This window comes from Streptomyces chartreusis NRRL 3882, assembly GCF_900236475.1.
Taxonomy (GTDB): Bacteria; Actinomycetota; Actinomycetes; order Streptomycetales; family Streptomycetaceae; genus Streptomyces; species Streptomyces chartreusis_D.
Genome location: NZ_LT963352.1, coordinates 5,068,454 through 5,090,916 on the forward strand (window position 1 = coordinate 5,068,454; position 22,463 = coordinate 5,090,916).

Sequence of the window (22,463 nt, forward strand, 5' to 3'; positions counted from 1 at the left end):
CGGGTTGTTGGTGGCTGGTCGCGCAGTTCCCCGCGCCCCTTGGGGGCCTTACCGCAAGCCCAGTCACCGAGATGAGGCGGCAACCGTGGATTTCGGGTTCGCGCAAGAAGACGAGGACTTTCGTGCCGAGGCTCGTGCCTGGCTCGCCGCGCACGCCGAGGACGCACGGGACCGGCGCTCCTGGGAGCGCACCCTCGGGGCAGCCGGGTGGATCGGGCTCGGGTGGGGCGCGGGCGGGTACGGGAATCGCACCGCCACGCTCACCCAACAGGTCGTCTGGGCCGAGGAGTACGCGCAGTCGGCAGCGCCCCCGCGCTCCGGGCACATCGGTGAGAACCTGCTGGCCCCCACGCTCATGGCGCACGGCACCGAGGAGCAGAAGTCCCGCTTCCTGCCGCCGATCGCCGCCGGGGAGGAACTCTGGTGCCAGGGGTACAGCGAACCCGGCGCCGGTTCGGACCTGGCCGGGGTCCGTACCGCGGCCGTGCGCGAGGGCGACGGCCGTGCCTACCGCGTCACCGGGCAGAAGATCTGGACGTCCCTGGCGCACGAGGCTGACTGGTGCTTCGTGCTCGCCCGCACCGAGCCCGGCTCCGAGCGGCACCGCGGACTGACCTTCCTGCTCGTCCCCATGGACCAGCCGGGCCGGATCGAGGTCCGCCCCATCCGGCAGCTGACGGGCACCAGCGACTTCAACGAGGTCTTCTTCGACGGGGCGCACGCGCAGCACGTCGTCGGCGGTGAGGGCAACGGCTGGCGCGTCGCCATGAGCCTCCTCGGTTTCGAGCGGGGCGTGTCCACGCTGGCGCAGCAGATCGGGTTCGCCCGGGAGCTGGGCAGCGTGGTGCGGGCGGCCGTGGAGTCGGGGGCGGCGGAGGATCCGGTCGTACGGGAACGGCTCGTACGGCAGTGGGCGGAGCTGCGCACCATGCGCTGGAACGCCCTGCGCACCCTGGGCGGTTCGGGCGACCCGGGTGCCCCGAGCGTGGCGAAGCTGCTGTGGGCCGGATGGCATCAGCGGCTCGGGGAGCTGGCGGTGCTGGTGCGGGGTGCGGCGGCGAGCGTCGGTCCGGCGGACTGGTCCCTCGCGTCGCCGTACGAACTGGACGCGGCGCAGCACCTCTTCCTCTTCTCCCGGGCCGACACCATCTACGGCGGCTCGGACCAGATCCAGCGCACGATCATCGCCGAGCGGGTGCTCGGCCTGCCCAGGGAGCCCAAGGGAGCCGCGTGATGCGAGGCGTGATCTTCGACGGGAAGCAGGTCCGGGTCGTCACGGATCTGCAGGTGCGGGAGCCGGGTCCGGGTGAGGTGCGGGTCGCGATCTCGGCGGCCGGGCTGTGTCACAGCGATCTGTCGGTGGTGGACGGGACCATACCCTTCCCGGTCCCTGTGGTGCTGGGCCATGAGGGTGCCGGGGTCGTGGAGTCGGTGGGTAGTGGCGTCACACACGTGGCGCCCGGTGACCATGTGGCGCTGTCCACCCTCGCGAACTGCGGCACGTGCGCGGAGTGTGACCGGGGTCGCCCGACGATGTGCCGGCAGGCGATCGGGCGTCCGGGCCGGCCGTTCCGTCACGCCGGCGTGCCGGTCCACCAGTTCGCCGCGAACTCGGCGTTCGCGGAGCGCACGGTCGTGAAGGCCGTACAGGCGGTCCGGATCCCCGAGGACGTCCCCATGGCGTCGGCGGCGCTCATCGGGTGCGGGGTGCTGACGGGGGTGGGCGCCGTGCTGAACCGGGCGCGGGTCGACCGCGGCGACCGTGTCCTGGTGATCGGGACGGGCGGCATCGGCCTGAACGTGTTGCAGGGGGCGCGGCTCGCGGGCGCCCTGCGGATCGTGGCCGTCGACGCCAACCCGGCGAAGGAGGAGGTGGCACGCCGCTTCGGCGCGACGGACTTCCTCACCTCGACGGAGGGCGTGCGGGACCTCCTGCCCACGGGCGCGGACCACGCCTTCGAGTGCGTCGGCCGGGTGGAGCTGATCCGGCAGGCGATCGACGCACTGGACCGGCACGGCCAGGCGATCCTCCTCGGGGTGCCGCCGGCCGCGGCCGAGGCGTCCTTCCGCGTCTCGTCGATGTACCTCGACAAGTCCATCCTGGGCTGCCGCTACGGCTCCTCCCGCCCCCAGCGGGACATCGCCCTGTACGCCGACCTGTACCGCCAAGGCAGGCTGCTGCTCGACGAACTGGTCACCCGGACCTACCCGGTCGAGGACTTCGAGAAGGCGGCGGCGGACGCGGAGGCGGGCCGGGTGGCGCGCGGAGTGCTCACGTTCTGACGGCCGCCGACCCGTCCCTCCCGGTCCGGAAGGTCCGCCGGTAGGCGGTGGGCGTGACACCGAGCGCCGCCTGGAGGTGCTGGCGCATCGACTGTGCCGTACCGAAGCCCGCGTCGCGGGCCACCTGGTCGACGGAGCGGTCGGTGGTCTCCAGCAGGTGCCGGGCCCGTTCCACGCGCTGCTGGGTGAGCCACTGGCCGGGGCTGACGCCGGTCTCCTCGCGGAAGCGGCGGGTGAACGTACGGACCGACATGGCCTCCTGGGCGGCCATGTCGCGCAACTGGATCGGCTCGTGGAGACGGCCCAGGGCCCAGGCGCGGGCGGTGGTGGTGGAGGCCTGCTGCGGATCGGGCACCGGCCGCTCGATGTACTGTGCCTGACCGCCGTCGCGGTGCGGCGGTACGACCGTACGGCGGGCCACGTCGTTGGCGACGGCGGCGCCGTGGTCGCGGCGCACGATGTGCAGGCACAGGTCGATGCCGGCGGCGACCCCCGCGGAGGTCAGCACGTCGCCGTCGTCGATGAACAGCACGTCCGGGTCGACCTGGACCTGCGGGAAGAGCCGCTGCAGGCGTTCGGCGTCGGCCCAGTGGGTGGTGGCGGGGCGGCCGTCGAGGAGGCCGGCGGCGGCGAGCACGTAGACGCCGGTGCAGATGGAGGCCAGGCGCGTGCCGGGCCGGAGGCGGGCGAGGGCCGCGGCCAGTTCGTCGGTCAGCACTCCCTCGTCGTAGACCGGGCCGAGTTCGTACGACGCCGGGACGATCACCGTGTCGGCCTCGGCCAGGGCCTCGGGGCCGTGCGCGACGTGGATGGCGAAGTCGGCGTCCGTATCGACCGGGCCCGGCGGCCGGACCGAGCAGGTCACGACCTCGTACAGGTGCCGCCCCCGGGCGTCCTTGGGGCGGCCGAAGATGCGGTGCGGGATGCCCAGTTCGAAGGGGAGCAGCCCGTCGAGGGCGAGGACGACGACGCGGTGGGGGCGGAAGGCTTCGCGGGTGCCCGTATGCACGGTCTGCATGGCCCGATCCTAGCGAATGCTGTCTTTCAGGCCACTCGATGAGACGGATCGCGATCCGGAAGCCTTATGGCGTGACCCAGACAAGCGATGCCGCCCCCGACGTGCAGGAATCCGTACCGGAACCCCCCGCCGCGGGCAGGCGGCGCATCCACCGTGCCTGGTTCGTCGCCGCTGTCACCTTCGTGACGATCATCGGCGCGGCCGCCTTCCGTTCCGTGCCGGGCCTGCTCATCGACCCGTTGCACGACGAGTTCGACTGGTCGCGCGGCACGATCGGCGCCGCCGTCTCGGTCAATCTCGCGCTGTACGGTCTGACGGCCCCGTTCGCGGCGGCCCTGATGGACCGCTTCGGCATCCGCCGGGTCGTCGCGGTCGCCCTGACGGTCATCGCGCTCGGTTCGGGCCTCACGGTGTGGATGACGGCGGCCTGGCAACTGATGCTGTGCTGGGGCCTGCTGGTCGGCCTCGGCTCCGGATCCATGGCGCTGGCGTTCGCGGCGACCGTCACCAACCGCTGGTTCACCGAGCGGCGCGGCCTGGTCAGCGGCATCCTCACCGCCGCGTCCGCCTCCGGCCAGCTGATCTTCCTGCCGCTGCTGTCCTGGATCGTCGAGCGGCACGACTGGCGCCCGGCCGCCGTGACGGTCGCGCTCGCCGCCCTCGCGGTCGTCCCGTTCGTCTGGCTCCTGCTGCGCGACCACCCCGCGGACGTGGGCCAGAAGCCGTACGGCGCGACCGAGTTCGTACCGAAGCCCGCACCGGTCCCCGGCGCCGCCCGCCGGGCCGTGACCGTGCTGTTCTCGGCCGCACGCACCGGCCCGTTCTGGCTGCTCGCCGGCACCTTCGCGATCTGCGGCGCCTCGACCAACGGCCTGATCCAGACCCACTTCGTGCCCGCCGCCCACGACCACGGCATGCCCCTGACGACCGCCGCCTCGCTGCTCGCGGTCATCGGCGTCTTCGACGTCGTCGGCACGGTCGCCTCCGGCTGGTTCACCGACCGCTTCGAAGCCCGGCGCCTGCTCGCGGTCTACTACTCCCTGCGGGGCGTCTCCCTCCTCTTCCTCCCGCTGCTGCTGGTGACGCCCGGCGTCCGGCCCCCGATGATCTTCTTCATCGTCTTCTACGGCCTCGACTGGGTCGCCACGGTCCCGCCCACCCTCGCCCTGTGCCGCGAGCAGTACGGCGAGGACAGCGCGATCGTCTTCGGCTGGGTCCTCGCCTCCCACCAGGTCGGCGCGGCCCTGGTCGCCTTCCTCGGCGGCGTCGCGCGCGACACGTTCGGGTCGTACGACGTGGTCTGGTACGCGTCGGGGGCGTTGTGCGCGGTGGCGGCGTTGATGGCGTTGGTGATCCGGCGGCGGGGGGTGGGGGTGGCGGTGACGGCCTGAGAAGGGACTGCCGGGCGCGACAGCGGCTACGCGCCCGCGTAGGGACCCCGCGGCTGGCCCTATCCTTGGGCCAGTTCATTCGCCTCTTGGAAGGTCCGTCGATGACACTCGGCATGGTTCTCGGTGACGTGGTCGTCGTGACGTCGCAGGTTCGTTCACGTTCGGCCTTCCGAGGAGTTTGCCGTGTCCACGATCCGCTGGATCGAGGCTCAACCCCGTTCCGCCCGCTGGCATTCTGAGTCCGGGCTGCCCCTGCCCCGTCGGGTCGTCGTCGCCGACGACCGGATGAGCGCCGCCGTCGCCTACCGTCTGGCCTGCGAGGGCACCGCGCTGTTGTGGCGCGGGGATTTCCAGAACGCGCGGCAGTTGTTGCGCGCGATGGACCGCCGTGTCGGTCGTGCCGCGCCCGGTCCGGCGGGTACGCCGGCCGAGACCTTCCGTCTGTACCGGCGGTTCCGTGCTCACCGTGCGCGCGTGCTCGGCAAGTTGCTCGTGCTGCTGGAGCGGGAGCACGTACTGGCGCTGCGTCGGGCGCCTGACGTGCGGCCGGCGTGCGGTGAGGCGTACGGGCCGTCCGACGGGGACATGGCCGTCGCCCTCACCGAGCTGCTGGGTGTGATCAGTGCCCGGCAGTGGCGGGAGAAGGGTGTGTATGTTCCGGCGCTGGGCGCGCGGGTCCACCCGCATTACGGGGTGTTCGCGCCGACCAGGGGTGAGTACGTCGATCTCGTCGCGCGGGCGCCGCTGCCGCGTGGTGGCGGTGTGCGTACGGCGTTCGACCTGGGCACCGGCACCGGTGTGCTCGCCGCCCTGCTCGCCCGGCGTGGTGCCGGGCAGGTGGTGGCCACGGACGTCAGCGCGCGGGCGCGGGAGTGCGCGCGGGACAACGTACGGCGGTTGGGGCTCGGGCGGGTGGTCCGCGTCGCCGGGCCCGGGCTGTATCCCGAGGGGCGCGCCGATCTGGTGGTCTGCAACCCGCCCTGGATCCCCGCCCGTCCCGCCTCCGACCTCGACCTCGGCGTCTATGACGCGCGCGGTGGCATGCTCCAGGGTTTCCTGGACGGGCTCGGCGGCCGGCTGGAACCCGGCGGTGAGGGCTGGCTCGTACTGTCCGACCTGGCCGAACGGCTCGGGCTGCGCAGCCGGGACGAGCTGCTGAACGCCATCGACACGGCGGGCCTGCGGGTGGTCGACCGTCTGGACACCCGCCCCCGTCACGCGCGCGTGCGGGACACGGACGATCCGCTGCACGCCGTACGGGCCGCCGAGGTCACCTCGCTGTGGCGGCTGGCCGTCGCCTGATCCGTACCGGCTCGATCAATCGGACAGCCGCGCGAAGCGCCCTCGGTGGAACAGCAGCGGTCCGTCCGGATCGTCGTCGTCGCCCGTACCGAGGGCGTCCACCCGGCCGACCACGATGAGGTGGTCACCGCCGGTGTGGACGGCGTGGATCGCGCAGTCGATCCAGGCGACGGCACCCGACAGGCGCGGCGAACCCGACACCGGCGCCGCGTCGTACGCCACCCCCGTGAACTTGTCCGCGCCGCTCACCGCGAAGGCGCGGCACAGCTCGGTCTGGTGGGCGCCCAGGACGTTCACGCAGAACACCCCGGCCCTGGCGATACGCGGCCAGGTCGTCGACGTACGGCCGACCATGAAGGCGACCAGCGGCGGGACGAGGGAGAGGGACGTGAAGGACTGGCAGGCGAAGCCGGCGGGGGAGCCGGCGGGCGAGTCGCCCGTGGTGCCCGGAGTGGTGGGGGGCGCCGTGATCACTGCCACGCCCGTCGCGAAGTGTCCGAGGACGCGGCGGAACTCCGCCGGGTCCAGGGGAGCGCGCTCGTCCTCGCCGACGCACCGCAGCGCGGGGCGCGGCAGCGCTTCGACGGGCTCCGGTGCGGGTGTGCGGGCCGACCTGAGGTAGCGGACGGCGGCTTCGGCCATTCCTGCTTGTCCCATCACATCCACCATTGAATCTGACGTAGCGTCAGATAGGAAGGGTCAGTGACCCTCGTACACGGGTTTCCGCCGCTCCGCGAAGCTCCGTACGCCCTCCTGCGCGTCCGCCGTCGTCATGTTGATCTCCTGCGCGGCGGCCTCGGCGGCGAGGGCCGTGGCCCGGTCGGTGTCGAGAGAGGCGTTGACGAGCTGCTTGGTGAGGGCGAGGGCCCGGGTCGGGCCGGTGGCGAGGCGTGCGGCCCAGGCGCGGGCCGTCTTCTCCAGGTCGGCGTCCGGGACGACCCGGTTAACCAACCCCATCCGCTCCGCGTCGGCCGCCGTGAGCGCGTCGCCGAAGAACATCAGCTCCTTGGCGCGCTGCGGGCCGATGAGGCGGGGGAGGAGGTACGCGCCGCCGGCGTCCGGTACCAGGCCGCGCCGTACGAACACCTCGATGAAGCGGGCCGACTCGGCGGCCAGGACGAGATCGCAGGCCCAGGCGAGGTGCGCGCCCAGCCCCGCGGCCGTACCGTTCACCGCCGCGATCACCGGCTTCTCGCAGTCCAGGACGGCGGCGATCAGGCGCTGGGCGCCGGTGCGGAGGGTGCGTGCGACATCTCCGGCGACAGGTGCGGTCGTCGTGGCGGCGGTGCCCGCCTCGGCGGTCGCGGTGGTGGCCCGGAGGTCCGCGCCGGCGCAGAAGCCGCGCCCCGTTCCCGTGAGCACGACCGCTCGTACCTCCGCCGACGCGGATGCCTCCGACAGCAGCCGGACGATCACGTCCCGCTGGTCGGGCGTGAGGGCGTTGAGGGCCTGGGGCCGGTTGAGGGTGAGGGAGAGGACGTGGTCGCCGGTGGTGTGCAGAACGGCGGGTTCCGTCATCGGCTGCACACCGCCAGCGCGTCCAGCGCCACCGCGCCCTGCCCCTGGGGCAGGACCATGAGCGGGTTGATGTCCAACTCGGCGAGCTGGTCCCCGAGTTCCAGTGCCATGCGCTGCACGCGCAGGACGACCTCGACCAGCGCGTCCAGATCCGCCGGTGGCCGCCCGCGGACCCCGTCGAGCAGCGCCCGCCCGCGCAGCCCGGCGAGCATGTCCCGCGCCCGCTCCTCGCCGAACGGCGGCACGCCTACGGCGGTGTCGCGCAGGACCTCCACGAGCACCCCGCCGAGCCCGACGGTCACGGTCGGCCCGAACAGGTCGTCGTGCGTGACCCCGACGACCATCTCGACGCCGTGCTCGACCATCTGGCAGACCAGTACGCCGTCCAGCGGGACATCCTCGTAGCGGGCGATGTCGGTCAGCTCCCGGTAGGCGTCGCGGACCTGGCTCGCCGAGGTGAGCCCGATCTTCACGAGGCCCAGTTCGGTCTTGTGGGCGATCCGGGCGCCCGAGGCCTTCATCACCACCGGGTAGCCCACCAGCCCCGCCGCCCGTACGGCCGCCGCCGCGCTGGTGACCAACTGCTCGCGCGGCACGCGGATGCCGTACGCCCGCAGCAGCTGCTTCGCGGCGTGCTCGCTCAGCTGCTCGCCGGGCCGCATCAGCGCCTGGGCCTTGCGGTAGGAGGGGGAGGGAGTGCGCGGGGCGTCGTCGAAGGGGGAGTGGTAGCCGGTCGTGAAGCGGTGGTGGCCGAGGTAGGCGCGGACGGCGGTGAGGCAGTTGCCGACCGTGCGGAAGGTGGCCACGCGGGAGGAGCCGAGCAGGACCTCGCGGTAGGCCGGCTCGGTGCCGACCGGCGAACCCCACACCACGCACACCAGCTTGTCCGTCTGCTCCGCCGCCGCCACCAGGTCCCGGACGAGCCGGTCGCTGAGTGGCGGGAACGGCCCGGTGACCGGGCAGACGAGCACGCCCACCTCGGGGTCGTCGAGGATCGCGTCGATGATCTTCCGGCCGCGCCAGTCGCCGACCGGGTGCCCGCCGTTGTCGACGGGGTTGGCGACGCTCAGGTACTCGGGTATCCACTGGTGCAGCTCGGCCTGTCTGGCCTCGGACAGGACCGGCAGCCGCAGGCCCGCCCCGGTCGCCAGATCGGCGACGTGCGCGCCCGTGCCGCCCGAGATCGAGTAGACGACGACCCCGTCGGCGCGCGGCGGGCGAGCCCGGGCCAACAGGGCGGCGGTGTCCTGGAGTTCGTCGAGTCCGTCGACCCGGATCACGCCGTACTGCCGTAGCGCCGCGTCCACCACCGCGTCCGCGCCGGTCAGTTTGCCGGTGTGGGAGGCGGCCGTGCGGGCGCCGGTCTCGGTACGGCCCACCTTGACCGCGACGACCGGCACACCGCGCCGGGCGGCCCGGTCGGCGGCGAGCAGGAAGGAGCGGCCGTCCTTCAGGCCCTCCAGGTAGCAGGCGATGGCGCCGACCTCGGGCTGCTCGGCGAAGTAGGAGAGGAAGTCGGCGGTCTCCAGGTCGGCCTCGTTGCCGGTGGGCGCCCAGTGGGAGAGGCGGATGCCGAGTTCCTGGAGGGCGAAGACGGGGCGGCCCTGGTGGCCGGACTGGGTGATCAGCGCGATCGCCGGCCCCTGAAGGTCGTCACGGAACCGCTCGAAGGCGTTGAGGTTGGTGTTGGGGCCCAGCAGCCGCATCCCGGACCGCTCGACTGCGGCGGTCAGTCGCCGCTGGGCGGCCTCGCCCTCCGCCCCGGTCTCCGCGAAGCCGGAGGCGAAGACGACCGCGAACCGTGCCTTGGCCTCGGCCAGTTCCTCGACCACCGGGAGGGGGTCGCCGACCAGCACCACGGCCAGGTCGACCGGTTCGGGCAGGCCGGCGACGGAGGGGGAGCAGGGTGTGCCGAAGACGGACGGCCGGCTCGGGTGCACCGGATACAGCCGGGCCCCGACCCGCTCGGCCCAGTCGGCCAGTTGCCGTGTGATGCCGGTGTTGGGGCGCCCCTCGGCATCGGACGCGCCGATCACGGCGACGGACCGGGGGCGGAAGAATCGGTCCAGGTCGGGTACGCCGGCGTGCAGCGGACGCCCGCTGACATCGAGGTCTCCCGTCTGGGCCGGCCTGCCGTGCACGACGGGCCCGGACCGCTCGCCACAGGCGATGGCCCGGGTCCGGCGGGAGTCGGTGGTGAGGGTGCCGTGGGTCGATCCAAGCATCGTTCCGCCCGCTCCTGTGAGACAGCCGCTAACTGACGCTCTGTCAGATTATCTGAACTGACGTGATGTCAGGAATGGCCGGGAGCGGGCGAAGTTGACTGTGTCACCCTGAGACGATGAGCGAGGCGACCTCCGGTGTGCGGTTGATGACCATGAACGTGCTGGCGCCGCAGTACGCCGACGGCCCAGCTCGCCGGGCTGTCCTGGCGCGGGAGCTGCGGCGCCGGATGCCGGACGTGCTGGCCCTCCAGGAGGTGACGCGTGGGGACGTGCGAGCCCTGGTCGACGCGGGCTGGCACGTCGTTCCGCATCCCCGGTGGTCCGCCGACGGTGTGGGAGCGGTACTGGCGGCCCGCCGTCCCTTCGGGCGCACCGTGGCGGACCCGCTGGAGGTGACCGGGCGGACGTCGCTCACCAGCTGGTGCGGAGTCGTCGCCGCCGAACTCCCCCTGCCCGAGCCCCTCGGCACGCTCCTCGTGGTGCACCACAAGCCGAGCTGGCCCTACGGCTGGGAACGTGAGCGGGAGCTGCAGGCGCTCGTCACCGCCCGGCTGGTCGAGAGGGCCGTCGCCGAGCGCCCCGTGCGCCACACGGTCCTGCTCGGCGACCTCGACGCGCCGCCCGAGGCCGCCAGCCTGCGGTTCCTTGAAGGGCTGCAGTCGCTCGACGGCATGAGCGTCTGTTTCCAGGACGCCTGGTCGGCCGCGCGTCCCGGCGAACCGGGACCGACGTTCAGCTCCGCCAACCCGCTCGTACGGCAGGGCGACATGCCCGAGGCGTCGGATCGCCGCATCGACTACGTCCTGCTCCGGTGCGGCCGCCACGGCCCGACCCTGCGGGTCTCCTCGTGCGAAAGGGTCCTGGTGGAGCCGGTCGACGGTGTGCAGGCGAGTGACCACTACGGTGTGGCCGCCGACCTGGCACTGCCCGGGCACAGCCCGGGCAGGTGGGTCGTGGGCTAACCGGGCAGCCGCGACACCGCACCCGACCCGTCCCGGGCGACGGCCTTCGCGATCTTCAGGGCGTCGATCGCCATCTCGCGGAGGTTGCCGCTGATGGGGTTCGTGAAGCCGGTGAAGTACAGGCCGGGGGCGGTATTCGGGGTGCGGGCGCCGTGGACGACGGGCCTGCCGCGGGGGTCCAGCACGCCGAGGTGGCCCACGAGGGGCTCCAGGGCGCGGACGTAGCCGGTGGCGGCGATCACGGTGTCCGGGGAGATCCGGGTGCCGTCGGCCAGGACGATCTTGCCGCCCTCCTCGAAACCGTCCACGGCGGCCACGATCTCGACCTCGCCCCTGCGTACGGCGTCGATCAGTCCGACGTCCTGCACGGGGATCGCCCCCTCCTTCACCCGGCTGTACAACCCGGTGTCGGGGCGCGGCAGTCCGTGCGCCGACAGGTCGGGCACGGCCACCTTCGCCTGCACGCGGCTGATCCGGTCGACGAGGCCGACCGGCAGCCGCCGTACGAGGATGCCGCTGTACTGGGCGGCCCAACCCGCGGTCGAGCGGCGCACGATGTGCGGGACGGTCCGCACGGCCAGCCGGACCCGGGAGGCACCGTTCTCCACCAGGTCGACGGCGATCTCGGCCCCGGTGTTGCCGACCCCGACGACGAGGACGTCCCGGCCGGCGTAGGGCTTGCCGCTGCGGTACTCGCCGGCGTGCAGGAGCTCGCCGGTGAAGGTGTCGCGGCCGGGCCAGTCGGGCACGCGGGGCGTGTGGTTGTAGCCGGTGGCGACGACGACCGCCGCCCCGGCCAGCTCCCGTCCGCCGGTGGCGTGCAGCAGCCAGCCCGTGCCGTCGGGCGCGCGCTCGATGCGGGACACCTCGACGCCGGTGACGATGTCCAGCCGGTGGTGCTCCGCGTACTTCTCCAGGTACCGCACCACGTTGTCCCGGGACACCCATCGCCCGAACCGGCGCGGCATCGGCAGCCCGGGCAGGGACGACAGCCGGCGGGTGGTGTGCAGGTGCAGCCGGTCGTAGTGCCCGCGCCAGGACGCCCCGACGCGGTCGGACTTCTCCAGGACGACGGCCCGTATGCCCCGGGCCCGCAGCGCGTACGCGGCGGAGAGTCCGCCGGGGCCGCCGCCGATGACGTAGACGGGGCGGTCGGGTGCGGGGTGCGCGGGGGAGTGTGTGGGGGATGTCGAGTCGGCCATGAGCGGGAGCGTAGCCACGGGCCCGCTTGATGGGTCTCGGTCAAGACCGGAATTGGTTTCGGATCGATCACGACTGTAGGGGGACGGGGTGGGGCCGGTGGCGTAGCGGGCCTGATTGTGGCGGGCCGGTGATCGTTTCCGGCGGACCGTTCCCGACGATCGTTCATCACGAATCGCAGGGTGCGCCTCCGACGGGAACACCCGTCCGTGGAACGGGTGTTGAGAGGACACCGATGGAGAACGGAACGCACCCGCGAAGGAGACCGGAATGGCCCTGACCCGCGAAGAGCGCGAACAGTTCCTGGCCGAGCCGCACATCGCCGCGCTGGCGGTCGACGCAGGGCCGGGCCGCGCGCCGCTGACCGTGCCGATCTGGTACCAGTACGAGCCCGGCGGCGACATCTGGATCATGACGGGCCTCGACTCCCGCAAGAACGAGCTGATCAGTGCGGCGGGCCGGTTCTCGCTGATGGTGGACCGGCTGGAGCCGACCATCCGGTACGTGTCGGTCGAGGGCCCGGTCGTCGACACCGCCCCCGCCACCCTCGACCAGCTGCGCGAGCTCTCGGCACGCTACCTGCCGGCCGACAAGGTCGACGGCTACGTCGACTTCTCCTGGAAGAACCACGGAGAAATGCTGGTGCTGCGGATGCGGCCGGAGCGGTGGGTGTCGTCGGACCTCGGACAGGTGTGAGCAGCCCTCCGGGGGTGACAATCGGGGGATGGCAACGGATCTGCACGAGCTGCTGAGGTCACTGCGGGTCTGGGACCCGCAGGTCACTCACCTGCCCCCCTTCGACCCGACGACCGCCCCTGCCACCCCGCTGCCGCTCTTCACCGAGTGGTTCGCGGCGGCGGTGGCGGCCGGGCAGACCGAGCCGCACACCATGTCGCTGGCGACCTCCGACGAGTCCGGCCTGCCCGACGTGCGGATCGTCATGCTGCACGGCGCCGACGAGACGGGCTGGTCCTTCGCCTCCCACGCCGGCAGCCGCAAGGGCCGTCACCTCGGCGCCCGCCCGTACGCCGCGCTCGGCTTCTACTGGCCGGTCCTGGGCCGGCAGGTACGGGTCCGCGGCCCGGTGTCGTCGGCACCGTCGGAGGAGGCCCAGGGCGACCTCCACGCCCGCTCGACGGGCGCGCTGGCCGCGGCACTGACCGGCCGGCAGAGCGAGGTCCTGGGCTCGGTGGAGGAGCTGACGCGGGCGTCCGAGGCGGCGTGGGAGCGGGCCCGGGGCGAGCCGGCGGCTCCCGTACCGTCCTGGACCCTGTACCGGCTGCGGCCGGACGAGGTGGAGTTCTTCCAGGGAGACGCGGCACGGCGGCACGTACGGCTGCGGTACCGGAGCACCCGGGAAGACGGGGAAGGGTGGACACGGGAACTGCTGTGGCCGTGAACGGACCTGGGCTCATCGCGCCTCGCGGATCCCGAGAATGTACGCCGCAGTGAGCGCGACGGCACGGTCGTCGTCATGGGACAGGTCCGCGAGGGCACGGGACGCTGTGGTACCCGGGATGTCCGCGAGCGCCTGGGTGAGCCGTCGACGCGCGGACGAGTCAACGGTGCCGTCGGCCAGGCGGTCGACGAGCCTGCCGGCGATCTGATCCGCCAACGCGGGACGACTCGCCAGCGCGCTGAGTGCGTCGGCTGCGTCGACGTCGTTCGCCTCCTCGACGATCATGCCGACGAGCGTCGGGACCGCGTCGGCCACCCCACGTGCCCCGAGCGCCAGAGCCGCGTACCTGCGGACCACGATGTCGGGGTTCGCGAGGGCGTCCCGCAGCAGTGCGGTCGCCGCACCTTCCGGAATCTCGGCGACGCACTGGACGGCGCGTTGGCGCACCTCGGCCGCCGGTGAGCCGAGGCCCTCCGCCAGCAGCGCCAGTCCGCCGCCGCCCGACTGCGCCAAGGCCCAGCGAAGGGCTCCGGCGACGTTCGGGTCCGTCTCGCTCAGCGCTGCCTCGACCAGTGCTTCCACCGGCACCGGCACCTCGTCGACCGAGGACAGGGCCGCGCGCTGGCGCGTCCCCGCGCTCTTCGACCCCAACGCCTGGAGGAGCGCGACGGTCTGGAGGACGTCCTCCCAGCCGGCGGGTTCCGCGGCACCGATCCGACCAAGTCGCGTGAGCAGCTCCGTCTCGGCCGCGATGCGTTCTCGCGTCTGGCGGATGAGGTCGTCGACGAGCTCCGAGGGCGTGAAGCCGGGATCATCGAGCGCACGCCCGACTTCACGCAGTGACAGCCCCAGCGACCGCAGGCTCTCGATATGGAAGATGCGCCGGATGTCCTCAGTGGAGTACTCGCGATAACCGGCGTCGGTACGACCCGTCGGCCGCACCAGGCCGAGCGAGTCGTAGTGCCTGAGCATGCGGGCGCTGACCCCGGACCGCCGTGCCACGTCACCGATCAACACTGCCTGTCATCCCTCCTGGCTGCTCGTGCCGAGCGCCACGACGCGCTTCGCCTCCTCGATCGCGAACTCGAATCCGGCATCCGGGTCGCGCAGCAGCCGTTCCGTGGCGAGCGCGTGGGCGCGCACCCGGGGGTCGGGATCCGCCATCGCCGCGCGCAGGGTCGTCATGATCCCCTCACCGAGTGCGATCAGCGCCCGGCTGAGGCTCAACTGCGTCTCGCGCTCGCCGCGCCCGAGCTGTGTGGCCAGCACTCCGGCCAGTTCCGGCTCCTCGCCTCCGGGCACGAGAACGACCGCCGCCCGCCAAGCGCTGCGCGCCACCTCGTCGTCGGCGTCGGTCAGCAGCGCCCGTGTGATCGCCGGCCACGCCTGCCGATCCCCGATCTTGGACAGCGTGTGCAACGCCTGACTCCGTGCCTGCGCACGCTCCGAGCGCAGCTCGTCGAGAAGCTTCGGGACCGTCATCGATGCCGGGTGACGGGTGAGCGCCCAGGTCAGCATTTCGCGGACGTGGAACTCCGGCTCGATCGCGCATCGTTCGATGAGCCTGCCGATGAACCGCGGGTCCGGGACAGTGCCGACCGCCAGCGCTGCCCGCAACCGCACTGACGAGCGGCTGTCCTCCAGCCCCCGAAGACCTCGAACCGTGTCCGCGTCCGTGCCCTGCTTCGGCATGTTCATCGGGACCACCTCCTCCTCGGCACAGTGAAGGCCTTGTCACTGTGTCAAGGTCAAGCCGGCACGGACCGCCCTGTGAAGTCGTACACCCCGAAGTCCGCCACCGGCCGGTACCCGATCCGCTGGTACAGGCCGTTGCTCGTGGGGTTCGACAGGTCCGTGAAGAGGAGCACCTCCTGCGCTCCGGCCGCGAGGGCGGCGCGGCTGACCTCGGCTGTGGCGGCGCCCGCGTAGCCTCGGCCGCGCAGGTGGGGCGGGGTGTAGACCGAGGCGACGCGGACCTGGCCGGCGACCTCGGGGGTCCTGCCGGCCATGGCGGCGGGGGTTCCGTCGGGGGTCTCCCAGAACGTGATGCCGCCCTGCTCGATACGGGCGTCCGCCCACTCGGCGGCGTCCCGGACGGTGCCCATGCCGAGCGACGCGGAGAACTCCTCGTGCCAGCGGATGAGTTGCTTCCGGTCCGCCTCGCCGGCGATGCGCGGCCGGCCGGGCGGTACCGGGCGGGGCAGGGTCAGGGTGCCGAGCCGGTAGAGCCGCTGACGCTGGCGGAGCGTGGCCGTGGCGCCCGTGTGCCGCTGCCAGGCCGCCGCGAAGACGGTGGCGGTGTCGCGGTCGGCCTGCACGCCGGGCAGGCGTTGCCCGAGGGCGGCCAGCCGTGCGGCCAGCGCATCGGCCTCCTCGGACGTCAGGGCGGTGAGGTTCAGCCGGTGCGGTGGTGTGCGGAAGAACGCCGCCCGGACCACACCGTCCTGTTCCAGTACGCCGTACTCCGGTATTCCGTCGCCGTAGACGTGCCGGCCGCGTGTGCGCAGGGTCTCCGTGACGGTCAACGGCACGGTGTGGAGGGCCGGTCGGGAGCGGAGGAAGGCGCCGGCTCGGGTCAGGAAGGCGTCGAGGTCCTGGGTGAGGTGCCAGTCGTCGGTGCGCATGCCCCATGGTGCCGCGCACGCCCCGGCCGGCACCTCCGAATTACGCCCCGGGCCCTCGCCTCGCATCCGGTACCTGGTCCGGGCCTGCGTCCGGGGCCGGTCCCGGGTCCGCACGCGGTCCCGGTTCCCCATCCGCATCCGGTTCCGGATCCGTCGCCAGCCGTGCGTGCAGGTGGGCGTCCCGGAACGCGTCGTGCCGGCCCTCCTGGAAGATCGCCCCGCGCAGCGTCCCCTCGTACGCGAACCCGCACCGCTCGGCGATCCGGCAGGAGGCGTCGTGGCCGACGGCGTGGTCCAGTTCCAGCCGGTGCAGGCCGAGTTCGGTGAGGGCCCAACGGGCGGCGAGCAGGAGGGCCCGGGTGGCGACGCCCCGGCCGCGGGCCTCGGGGAGTACCCAGTAGCCGACGCGGGCGACCTTCAGGTGGTACTTGATCTCGTTGACGCCGATGTGGCCCAGTGCCGTGCCGCTGCGGGCGTCCGCGATCCGGAACGACATGGAGGTGCCCTCCGCCGCGCTCTGGGCCCGCGCGAGCAGCGACTCCCGGGCGCTCGTCCGGTCCGTGACCAGCCTCAGCGGGGTGTTCCAGCGCCGGAACTCCGGGTCCCGCATGCCGCGCAGCCAGGTCTCGACGTCGGAGCCGGACGCGGCGTCCCAGGGGCGCAGACGGAGGCCGTGGCCGTGGATTTCCGGGAGGGGGCCGGTCTGGGACCGGTCGCGTATGGGGGCCATGGGGCCATTCAAGCGCGTGGGGCGGTGCCGTTCACCCGCCGATCGCACCCGGCGCGACACGGAACACCGGGATCCCGTCCCGGAACACGACCTCCAGTTCCGCCCCGGCCGACAGCTCTCCCGCCGAACCCGTTCCCACGACCTCCGTCATCATCCGCGGCCCCTCGGCGAGGTCGACCACGGCGGCGACGTACGGGGTGCGTTCCGTGAAGGGCGGCAGGTCGTTGCGGTGGACGACGGACCAGGTGTAGAGGGTGGCCCGGCCGCTCGCGGGCTCCCAGGCGACGTCCTCGCTCCAGCAGTGCGGGCAGAACTCGCGCGGGTAGTGGTGGGCCCGGGCGCAGGCCCGGCAGCGGCGGATCAGCAGCCGGCCCTCGGCGGCCGCGTCCCAGTACGCCCGGGTGAAGACGTCCGGCTCGGGCAGGTCGAACCGCCCGGCCATCAGAACAGCCCCAGCGCGCCGTCGAGCGACCAGGTCTGCCAGGACATCCCGAACAGGCCGACCACCGACATCAGCGCCATCATCGCGTTCTGCCCCTGCTCGGCCACGTCGTGGATCATGAGGGTGAAGTAGAGGGCGTTGAGGAGGAGCCCGCCCGCCAGGGCGATCGGGGTGAGGAAGCCGGTGATCAGGCCCAGTCCGAGCGCGAGTTCCGCGTAGACGACGACGTACGCCATCGCGCGCGGGTGGGGCGCGACGACCGTCTCGAAGCCCGAACGCACGGCGCTCCAGCGGTGCTCGGCGGCTATCCCGGCGGCCCATGTGATGCCGGTGCCCCGTGCGAACCAGGCCTTGCGGTCCTTGTGCCGCCAGCTCTCCAGCCACCACAGCCCGAGCCCGATCCGCAGCACGGCCAGCCATTCCGCTCCGCTGAGCCAGATCGTGTCCATGCCCATGCTCCCGCATTGCCGCCGACACTGAATCTGACGGTACGTCAGATCTCGTTCTCCCAACAAGCCCTGGAGCGACCGGCCTTCAGGCGCCCCCTCACCATTGCACCGCCGTGAAGTCGATCGGCCGGGGGCGCAGCCCCCGGGTGCGATCCGCCAGGGCGCGCACCCGCCGGGACATCTCGTCGGCGGGCAGGCGCCGGCGGTCGCCATGGCCCGGCAGGAGCCACTCGAAGCGCAGGTCACCGGCCGTCCTGGCCAGGGAACGGGCCAGTTCCTCGATGGAGTGCCACGTCACGCTCTCGGCGACCTCCAGATCGGCTGTCGTGCGTGACCAGTAGAAGCTGTCGCCGGTGAAGCAGTAACGGTCGTCCGCGAGGTAGAGCACACTGCCCCGGGTGTGGCCGGGCAGTGGATGGGCGGTGACCCCCTCGCCGATCTCCACGGGGTCCACTCCACGGATCACCCGGTCGGCGTCCGGTGCCGCGTCGAGGTCGCCCTCGTGGATCCACAGCCGGGCGCCGAAACGGTCCGCGTAGCGGCGGCCGTGCGCGGCATGGTCGCGGTGGGTGAGCAGTACGTCGGTGACCGGGCCCGACGCCGCGTACCGGGCGGCCAGGTCAGGGCTCCAGCGCGGTGTGTCGATCATCATCGCCGTGCCGGACGGCCGCAGCAGCAGGTAGGAGTTGGCCCCGGCGGTGCGGGGGGAGTTGTGGCCGCAGAGCAGCACGGCTTCGTCCAGGGCCATGGGGAACGGGTCCAGCGTCGGGTCCGGCCGGCCGGTCGCCGGGCGGATCGAGCGGGTGGGGCAGGCGAACGCGGCCGCGTGTAAGCGCCGCGTCTCCGCCGCGTCCCTCGGCGGCCGCAGGATCCGCGACCTTCCTTCCGCCTCGCCGATCAGCCCGGGAGCGAGCTGCCGGGCCACGTCGCAGTTGACGCAGCGGTCGTCCACGTACCAGTCGTCCATGGCAGGCGTAGCAGGCATGACAGGGCTCCTTCCAAGGGGGGAACGGCCCCGAGTGGGGGCGCCGGCTCAGGGACCCCTTCAGGTTCCCCGGTCGCGGCCGAAACCGGTAGGCCCCGCCGATCTTGTGTTCTCACCGCCGAGCCACTCTCCCGACCTGCCGCTGCGCAAGGCGTTATGCGACCTTTTGCGGTCAGATGCCCCTTACCCCGCCCCCAACACCACCGTCCCCGAGGAGCAGAACCACCCACCCGTCCCGGACGCCACTCCCAGCCGCGGCAGTGCCCCGTCGGCACCCCGCCGCACCTGCCGCTCCCCGGCCTCCCCCCGCAACTGCCGCACCGCCTCCACCAGCAGGAACAACCCCCGCATCCCGGGATGCTGGGCCGACAGCCCACCCCCGTCGGTGTTCACCGGAAGCCCCCCGCCCCCGACCCGCAGCCGGCCCTTCTCCACGAACGCCCCGCCCTCGCCCTTGCCGCAGAAGCCGAGGTCCTCCAGCGTCACCAGGGTCATGTAGGTGAACGCGTCGTAGATCTCCGCGAAGTCCATCTCGTCCGGCCGTACGCCCGCCCGCTCGAAGGCCAGCCGTCCGCTCACCGCCGCCGGGGACACGGTGAAGTCCGCCCACCCGGACATCGCCGCGTGCGAGACGTGCTCCCCGCTCCCCAGCACCCACACCGGCGGAGTACGGCAGTCCGGTACGTACTCCTCCGCCGCCAGCAGCACCGCCGCCCCGCCGTCGGAACGCACGCAGCAGTGCAGCTTGGTGAAGGGATCGGCGATCACCGGGCCGGCCAGGACCTCGTCCACCGTGACCGGGGTGCGGAACATCGCCTCCGGGTTCAGGGCCGCGTTGGCCCGGGCCTGGACCGCCACCTCCGCCAACTGCTCGATCGTCGTGCCGAACTCGATCATGTGGCGGCGAGCCGCCATGGCGTACTTCGCGATCAGGGTGTGGCCGTAGGGGACCTCGAACTGCAGGGGGCCGCGCGTGCCGAAGGACAGCGTCCCGGTGCGGCGGCCCGCACGGACGTCCGCGCGGGCCGTCGAGCCGTAGGCCAGCAGCACCACGCGCGCGTGCCCGGCCGCGATCGCGTCCGCCGCGTGGGCCGCCATGACCTCCCAGGTGGAGCCGCCGACGGAGGTGGAGTCGACCCAGGTGGGGCGCAGGCCCAGGTACTCGGCGACCTCGACCGGGGCCAGGGTGCCCAGGCCGGCCGAGGCGAAGCCGTCGACCAGCGAGCGGTCCAGGCCCGCGTCGGCCAGGGCGCGCCGGGCCGCCTGGGCGTGCAGGGCGTACGGGGTCGCGTCGGCCACCCGGCCGCAGTCCGAGAGGGCCACGCCGACGACGGCCACTTTCCTCCGGGCAACCATGAATCTGACGGTACATCAGATATGCCCGTCGGCGGGAGCGGCAGGACTCTGGGCATCCCCGCCCCTCCGCCCTAATATGACGCACCGTCAGATGTGGAGAGAGGTAGATCCCCCATGGACGCCCGCTTCACCGCCGAACAGGACGAGATCCGCCGCACCCTGCGCGAACTGCTCCACAAGCGCTCCGGCCCCGAGGAGCTGCGGGCCGCCGTCGGCACCCCGGCCGGGTACGACCCGGCCCTGTGGACCGCCCTCGCCGAACAGCTCGGCCTGCCCGGACTGGCCCTCCCCGAGGCCCACGGCGGTGTCGGCTGCTCGGTCACCGAGCTGGCCCTGGCCTGCGAGGAGACGGGCCGGGTCCTCGCCCCCTCCCCGCTGCTCGCCACGGCCGTCCTCACGGCACCGCTGCTGCTCGCCCTCGGCACCGACTCCCAGCGCGCGAACCTCCTCCCGGGTATCGCCTCCGGCAGGCTCACCGCCGCGCTCGCGGTGCCGGGGCCCGCCCTCGCCACCGCCCTCGGGCTCACCGGCCACGACCCGCGCGGGGAGTGGGCCGGCGGCGGACGGGCCGGGGGCGTGCAGGCCCGGCGGATCGACGGCGGCTGGCGGCTGTACGGGCAGGCCGACCAGGTCCTCGACGGGCACAGTGCTCACCTGCTCCTGGTCGCCGCGCACAGCGGCGGCTTCGCCCGCTCCCGCGTCCTGCTCTTCCTCGTGCGTGGTGACGCGGCCGGTGTCACCCGCGTACGGCAGACCGCACTGGACGCGACCCGTCCGCAGGCGCGCCTCCAACTGCGAGATGTGCCGGCTGAGTTGCTGGGCGGCGCTGACACCGACTCCCTCCCCGCCCTCGCCCGGCTCGGCGGCACCGCGGCCGCCTGTCTCGCCGCCGAGGCCGTGGGGGCCGCCGACCGGGTGCTGGAGCGGACCGTCGAGTATGTCGGGCGGCGGGAGCAGTTCGGACGGCCGGTCGGCTCCTTCCAGGCGGTCAAGCACCGGCTGGCCGACGTGTACGTCCAGGTGCAGGCGGCCCGCTCGGCGGCGTACTACGCGGCCTGGGCCGCCTCCCACGGCGAGCCGGTCGGCGGCCTCGCGCTCGCCCAGGCGCTCCAGGCCCTGCGCTCGGCCGCCGCCGAGGGGATCCAGCTGCACGGCGGCATCGGTTTCACCTGGGAGCACGAGGTTCACCTGTACTTCAAGCGTGCCGCGGGCGACGAGCTGCTGTTCGGGCCGGTGCACCGGCTGCGGGCGCACGCCGCCGACGTGGCGCACGTCTTCGAGGAGGCCGGCCGATGAGGGGCGTGCGGTTCGTGCAGAAGGTGTCCTCCACGCGGGGTTTCGCGCGGCTGGCGCCGTACGTCTTCCCGGCCCTGGACCGGGCCGTGCACCGGCTCACGCGCGGAAAGGTGCTGCTCAGCGCGCAGCTCCTGCCGGGTGTGGTGCTGACCTCGACCGGGGCGAGGAGCGGCCGGCCCCGTCGTACACCGCTGGCCTGTATGCCGGAGGAGGACGGGCGCAGCTGGCTCCTCGTCGGGTCCAACTTCGGGCGGCCGGGGCACCCCGCCTGGAGCCACAACCTGCTCGCGCATCCCGACGCCCGCATCAGCTGGAAGGGCCAGGACATCCCGGTCACGGCCCGGCTGCTGGAGGGGGCGGAGCGGGCGGCGGCCTGGCAGGCGGTGCTGGCGTTCTGGCCGCCGTACGCGGCGTATCAGGCGCGGGTGGAGCGGGAGATCCGCTTGTTCAGGATCGTACGAAGGTAGAAAGCGCAACAGGCGGCGGTCCACTCGGGTGGACCGCCGCCTGGCAGACAGGACTTGGGTGCGGGAAAAGGCCGGGGTCGGCGGGCCGGGTTACTTCGTCGGCTTCCTGCCCGTGACGCCCAGGTGCACCAAGAGTGCGAGGTTCGGCTTCAGTTCGGCCTGCTTGACGCCCCAGGAGGAGAAGCCCTTCTGGTGGGAGGCGACGGCCGCGAGCATCGCCACCAGCGAACCGGCGACGGCCGCCGGGTTCACGTCCTTGTCGACCCTGCCCTTGGCCTGGAGTTCGGCGACGGCGTCCGCGAGGGAGTTGTTCACCGAGTTGAGGATCTTCATCCGGAGCTTGTAGAAGCGCTTGTCGCCCTCGGCGGCGCCGAGATCGACGACCCGGAGGATCGCGTCGTTCTTGCGCCAGAACTCCAGGAACCCGTCGACGAGTTCCTGCGCCGTCTGCCAGCCGGCCTTGCCGGCCCAGGAGCGGCCCTGGAGGAGCTCGGTCAACGCGGCGCCCTCGGTCGCCATTTGCTCGGCGATCTCCAGGACGGCGCCCTCGACGTCCGGGAAGTACTGGTAGAAGGTCGCGGGCGAAGTGCCCGCCTTCCGGGCGACATCGATGACTTTGACGTCCCGGTACGGGGAGGAGCTGAGCATCTCGCTGAGGCAGTCGAGCAGCTTCTGCCGGGTCGCCTGCCCACGCCGGCCGGCCACGCGGCCGTCGACGGTACGCACTTGTCCTGTCATGCCGTCAGCTTACCGAGGCGTGATCGGGGCGCGATTCGGCCGACTGCAAATGGGGTGTAAGGGAGTGCGGGGGCTGGT

At 72.8% G+C, this 22,463-nt stretch carries 23 protein-coding genes; 9 read left to right on the top strand and 14 right to left on the bottom strand.

Features of this window, described 5'->3' with window-relative positions; all coding sequences use genetic code 11:
• The first annotated feature begins 85 nt into the window (after positions 1-85).
• Both SCNRRL3882_RS22965 and SCNRRL3882_RS22970 read left to right on the top strand, forming a co-directional pair.
• A complete protein-coding gene (locus tag SCNRRL3882_RS22965) occupies positions 86-1,234 on the top strand; it encodes an acyl-CoA dehydrogenase family protein (protein WP_010035735.1) in 1,149 nt (382 codons plus the stop codon).
• The gene (locus tag SCNRRL3882_RS22970; protein ID WP_010035733.1) at positions 1,234-2,283 is read left to right on the top strand and encodes a Zn-dependent alcohol dehydrogenase; all 1,050 of its coding nucleotides are present in this window, start codon (positions 1,234-1,236) and stop codon (positions 2,281-2,283) included. The genes SCNRRL3882_RS22965 and SCNRRL3882_RS22970 overlap by 1 nt, the downstream gene beginning before the upstream one ends.
• On the opposite strand, the gene SCNRRL3882_RS22975 is transcribed toward SCNRRL3882_RS22970, so the two are convergent.
• Positions 2,273-3,301, bottom strand: coding sequence for a GlxA family transcriptional regulator (locus SCNRRL3882_RS22975; RefSeq protein ID WP_010035731.1), 1,029 nt, complete (start codon positions 3,299-3,301; stop codon positions 2,273-2,275). The two genes, SCNRRL3882_RS22970 and SCNRRL3882_RS22975, sit on opposite strands and share 11 nt — an antisense overlap.
• A 71-nt stretch (positions 3,302-3,372) precedes the next feature.
• Here SCNRRL3882_RS22975 and SCNRRL3882_RS22980 point away from each other — a divergent pair, with 71 nt between their 5' ends.
• Together SCNRRL3882_RS22980 and SCNRRL3882_RS22985 are read left to right on the top strand one after the other, a co-directional pair.
• Positions 3,373-4,692, top strand: coding sequence for an MFS transporter (locus SCNRRL3882_RS22980; protein WP_010035729.1), 1,320 nt, complete (start codon positions 3,373-3,375; stop codon positions 4,690-4,692).
• Positions 4,693-4,875: 183 nt separating this feature from the next.
• Positions 4,876-5,994 carry a methyltransferase gene (locus SCNRRL3882_RS22985; RefSeq protein ID WP_010035727.1) on the top strand — a complete coding sequence of 373 codons (1,119 nt, stop codon included), beginning with the start codon at positions 4,876-4,878 and terminating at the stop codon, positions 5,992-5,994.
• 15 nt (positions 5,995-6,009) lie between these two features.
• On the opposite strand, the gene SCNRRL3882_RS22990 is transcribed toward SCNRRL3882_RS22985, so the two are convergent.
• Genes SCNRRL3882_RS22990 through SCNRRL3882_RS23000 form a run of 3 tightly spaced genes read right to left on the bottom strand, consistent with a single transcriptional unit; the run spans position 6,010 to position 9,737 of the window.
• Positions 6,010-6,636 carry a flavin reductase family protein gene (locus SCNRRL3882_RS22990; RefSeq protein ID WP_010035724.1) on the bottom strand — a complete coding sequence of 209 codons (627 nt, stop codon included), beginning with the start codon at positions 6,634-6,636 and terminating at the stop codon, positions 6,010-6,012.
• A 57-nt stretch (positions 6,637-6,693) separates the two neighbouring features.
• The gene (locus SCNRRL3882_RS22995; RefSeq protein ID WP_040902733.1) at positions 6,694-7,512 is read right to left on the bottom strand and encodes an enoyl-CoA hydratase/isomerase family protein; all 819 of its coding nucleotides are present in this window, start codon (positions 7,510-7,512) and stop codon (positions 6,694-6,696) included.
• Positions 7,509-9,737 (bottom strand): acetate--CoA ligase family protein, encoded by a 2,229-nt coding sequence (locus SCNRRL3882_RS23000; protein ID WP_010035720.1) that lies wholly within the window; start codon positions 9,735-9,737, stop codon positions 7,509-7,511. Before SCNRRL3882_RS23000 ends, SCNRRL3882_RS22995 begins: the two co-directional genes overlap by 4 nt.
• Before the next feature lie 116 nt (positions 9,738-9,853).
• Between SCNRRL3882_RS23000 and SCNRRL3882_RS23005 the strand changes: the two genes are divergently transcribed.
• The gene (locus SCNRRL3882_RS23005; RefSeq protein WP_010035718.1) at positions 9,854-10,699 is read left to right on the top strand and encodes an endonuclease/exonuclease/phosphatase family protein; all 846 of its coding nucleotides are present in this window, start codon (positions 9,854-9,856) and stop codon (positions 10,697-10,699) included.
• Here the strand turns inward: SCNRRL3882_RS23005 and SCNRRL3882_RS23010 are convergent.
• Positions 10,696-11,901 carry a flavin-containing monooxygenase gene (locus SCNRRL3882_RS23010; protein WP_010035716.1) on the bottom strand — a complete coding sequence of 402 codons (1,206 nt, stop codon included), beginning with the start codon at positions 11,899-11,901 and terminating at the stop codon, positions 10,696-10,698. The genes SCNRRL3882_RS23005 and SCNRRL3882_RS23010 overlap by 4 nt on opposite strands.
• 268 nt (positions 11,902-12,169) lie before the next feature.
• Here SCNRRL3882_RS23010 and SCNRRL3882_RS23015 point away from each other — a divergent pair, with 268 nt between their 5' ends.
• Positions 12,170-12,595, top strand: a complete 426-nt coding sequence (locus SCNRRL3882_RS23015) for a pyridoxamine 5'-phosphate oxidase family protein (RefSeq protein ID WP_010035713.1) — start codon at positions 12,170-12,172, stop codon at positions 12,593-12,595.
• A gap of 28 nt (positions 12,596-12,623) precedes the next feature.
• The gene (locus tag SCNRRL3882_RS23020; RefSeq protein WP_010035711.1) at positions 12,624-13,298 is read left to right on the top strand and encodes a pyridoxine/pyridoxamine 5'-phosphate oxidase; all 675 of its coding nucleotides are present in this window, start codon (positions 12,624-12,626) and stop codon (positions 13,296-13,298) included.
• 12 nt (positions 13,299-13,310) lie between these two features.
• Here SCNRRL3882_RS23020 and SCNRRL3882_RS23025 read toward each other — a convergent pair whose 3' ends face one another.
• The 8 genes from SCNRRL3882_RS23025 to SCNRRL3882_RS23060 form a co-directional block, all read right to left on the bottom strand.
• Complete coding sequence (locus SCNRRL3882_RS23025; protein ID WP_010035709.1) at positions 13,311-14,315, bottom strand: HEAT repeat domain-containing protein; 1,005 nt, start codon at positions 14,313-14,315, stop codon at positions 13,311-13,313.
• A gap of 6 nt (positions 14,316-14,321) precedes the next feature.
• Positions 14,322-14,996, bottom strand: coding sequence for a HEAT repeat domain-containing protein (locus tag SCNRRL3882_RS23030; RefSeq protein WP_010035706.1), 675 nt, complete (start codon positions 14,994-14,996; stop codon positions 14,322-14,324).
• A 50-nt stretch (positions 14,997-15,046) separates the two neighbouring features.
• A complete protein-coding gene (locus SCNRRL3882_RS23035; protein WP_010035702.1) occupies positions 15,047-15,922 on the bottom strand; it encodes a GNAT family N-acetyltransferase in 876 nt (291 codons plus the stop codon).
• Between the two features lie 40 nt (positions 15,923-15,962).
• Positions 15,963-16,652 (bottom strand): GNAT family N-acetyltransferase, encoded by a 690-nt coding sequence (locus SCNRRL3882_RS23040; protein WP_010035701.1) that lies wholly within the window; start codon positions 16,650-16,652, stop codon positions 15,963-15,965.
• A gap of 31 nt (positions 16,653-16,683) precedes the next feature.
• Entirely contained in the window at positions 16,684-17,094 is a 411-nt protein-coding gene (locus tag SCNRRL3882_RS23045; protein ID WP_010035700.1) for a Zn-ribbon domain-containing OB-fold protein, read from the bottom strand.
• On the bottom strand, positions 17,094-17,543 hold the full coding sequence (locus SCNRRL3882_RS23050; RefSeq protein WP_010035698.1) for a hypothetical protein: 450 nt from the start codon (positions 17,541-17,543) through the stop codon (positions 17,094-17,096). Before SCNRRL3882_RS23050 ends, SCNRRL3882_RS23045 begins: the two co-directional genes overlap by 1 nt.
• 97 nt (positions 17,544-17,640) lie before the next feature.
• Positions 17,641-18,510 carry an MBL fold metallo-hydrolase gene (locus SCNRRL3882_RS23055; protein WP_010035695.1) on the bottom strand — a complete coding sequence of 290 codons (870 nt, stop codon included), beginning with the start codon at positions 18,508-18,510 and terminating at the stop codon, positions 17,641-17,643.
• Positions 18,511-18,711: 201 nt separating this feature from the next.
• Positions 18,712-19,884 carry a thiolase C-terminal domain-containing protein gene (locus SCNRRL3882_RS23060; RefSeq protein WP_029180886.1) on the bottom strand — a complete coding sequence of 391 codons (1,173 nt, stop codon included), beginning with the start codon at positions 19,882-19,884 and terminating at the stop codon, positions 18,712-18,714.
• A gap of 114 nt (positions 19,885-19,998) precedes the next feature.
• On the opposite strand from SCNRRL3882_RS23060, the gene SCNRRL3882_RS23065 reads away from it, so the two are divergent.
• Both SCNRRL3882_RS23065 and SCNRRL3882_RS23070 read left to right on the top strand, forming a co-directional pair.
• Positions 19,999-21,180, top strand: coding sequence for an acyl-CoA dehydrogenase family protein (locus SCNRRL3882_RS23065; RefSeq protein ID WP_010035692.1), 1,182 nt, complete (start codon positions 19,999-20,001; stop codon positions 21,178-21,180).
• Positions 21,177-21,647, top strand: coding sequence for a nitroreductase/quinone reductase family protein (locus SCNRRL3882_RS23070; RefSeq protein WP_010035687.1), 471 nt, complete (start codon positions 21,177-21,179; stop codon positions 21,645-21,647). The genes SCNRRL3882_RS23065 and SCNRRL3882_RS23070 overlap by 4 nt, the downstream gene beginning before the upstream one ends.
• Before the next feature lie 90 nt (positions 21,648-21,737).
• On the opposite strand, the gene SCNRRL3882_RS23075 is transcribed toward SCNRRL3882_RS23070, so the two are convergent.
• The gene (locus tag SCNRRL3882_RS23075) at positions 21,738-22,385 is read right to left on the bottom strand and encodes a TetR family transcriptional regulator (protein WP_010035683.1); all 648 of its coding nucleotides are present in this window, start codon (positions 22,383-22,385) and stop codon (positions 21,738-21,740) included.
• Positions 22,386-22,463 lie beyond the last annotated feature (78 nt).

Excerpts from the sequence above, each read along its gene's own strand:
- SCNRRL3882_RS22970 (WP_010035733.1), top strand. The coding sequence starts at position 1,234 with ATGCGAGGCGTGATCTTCGACGGGAAGCAGGTCCGGGTCGTCACGGAT.
- SCNRRL3882_RS22975 (WP_010035731.1), bottom strand. The coding sequence starts at position 3,301 with ATGCAGACCGTGCATACGGGCACCCGCGAAGCCTTCCGCCCCCACCGC.
- SCNRRL3882_RS22990 (WP_010035724.1), bottom strand. The coding sequence starts at position 6,636 with ATGGCCGAAGCCGCCGTCCGCTACCTCAGGTCGGCCCGCACACCCGCA.
- SCNRRL3882_RS22995 (WP_040902733.1), bottom strand. The coding sequence starts at position 7,512 with ATGACGGAACCCGCCGTTCTGCACACCACCGGCGACCACGTCCTCTCC.
- SCNRRL3882_RS23000 (WP_010035720.1), bottom strand. The coding sequence starts at position 9,737 with ATGCTTGGATCGACCCACGGCACCCTCACCACCGACTCCCGCCGGACC.
- SCNRRL3882_RS23005 (WP_010035718.1), top strand. The coding sequence starts at position 9,854 with ATGAGCGAGGCGACCTCCGGTGTGCGGTTGATGACCATGAACGTGCTG.
- SCNRRL3882_RS23010 (WP_010035716.1), bottom strand. The coding sequence starts at position 11,901 with ATGGCCGACTCGACATCCCCCACACACTCCCCCGCGCACCCCGCACCC.
- SCNRRL3882_RS23015 (WP_010035713.1), top strand. The coding sequence starts at position 12,170 with ATGGCCCTGACCCGCGAAGAGCGCGAACAGTTCCTGGCCGAGCCGCAC.
- SCNRRL3882_RS23020 (WP_010035711.1), top strand. The coding sequence starts at position 12,624 with ATGGCAACGGATCTGCACGAGCTGCTGAGGTCACTGCGGGTCTGGGAC.
- SCNRRL3882_RS23030 (WP_010035706.1), bottom strand. The coding sequence starts at position 14,996 with ATGAACATGCCGAAGCAGGGCACGGACGCGGACACGGTTCGAGGTCTT.
- SCNRRL3882_RS23035 (WP_010035702.1), bottom strand. The coding sequence starts at position 15,922 with ATGCGCACCGACGACTGGCACCTCACCCAGGACCTCGACGCCTTCCTG.
- SCNRRL3882_RS23040 (WP_010035701.1), bottom strand. The coding sequence starts at position 16,652 with ATGGCCCCCATACGCGACCGGTCCCAGACCGGCCCCCTCCCGGAAATC.
- SCNRRL3882_RS23045 (WP_010035700.1), bottom strand. The coding sequence starts at position 17,094 with ATGGCCGGGCGGTTCGACCTGCCCGAGCCGGACGTCTTCACCCGGGCG.
- SCNRRL3882_RS23050 (WP_010035698.1), bottom strand. The coding sequence starts at position 17,543 with ATGGACACGATCTGGCTCAGCGGAGCGGAATGGCTGGCCGTGCTGCGG.
- SCNRRL3882_RS23055 (WP_010035695.1), bottom strand. The coding sequence starts at position 18,510 with ATGGACGACTGGTACGTGGACGACCGCTGCGTCAACTGCGACGTGGCC.
- SCNRRL3882_RS23060 (WP_029180886.1), bottom strand. The coding sequence starts at position 19,884 with ATGGTTGCCCGGAGGAAAGTGGCCGTCGTCGGCGTGGCCCTCTCGGAC.
- SCNRRL3882_RS23065 (WP_010035692.1), top strand. The coding sequence starts at position 19,999 with ATGGACGCCCGCTTCACCGCCGAACAGGACGAGATCCGCCGCACCCTG.
- SCNRRL3882_RS23070 (WP_010035687.1), top strand. The coding sequence starts at position 21,177 with ATGAGGGGCGTGCGGTTCGTGCAGAAGGTGTCCTCCACGCGGGGTTTC.
- SCNRRL3882_RS23075 (WP_010035683.1), bottom strand. The coding sequence starts at position 22,385 with ATGACAGGACAAGTGCGTACCGTCGACGGCCGCGTGGCCGGCCGGCGT.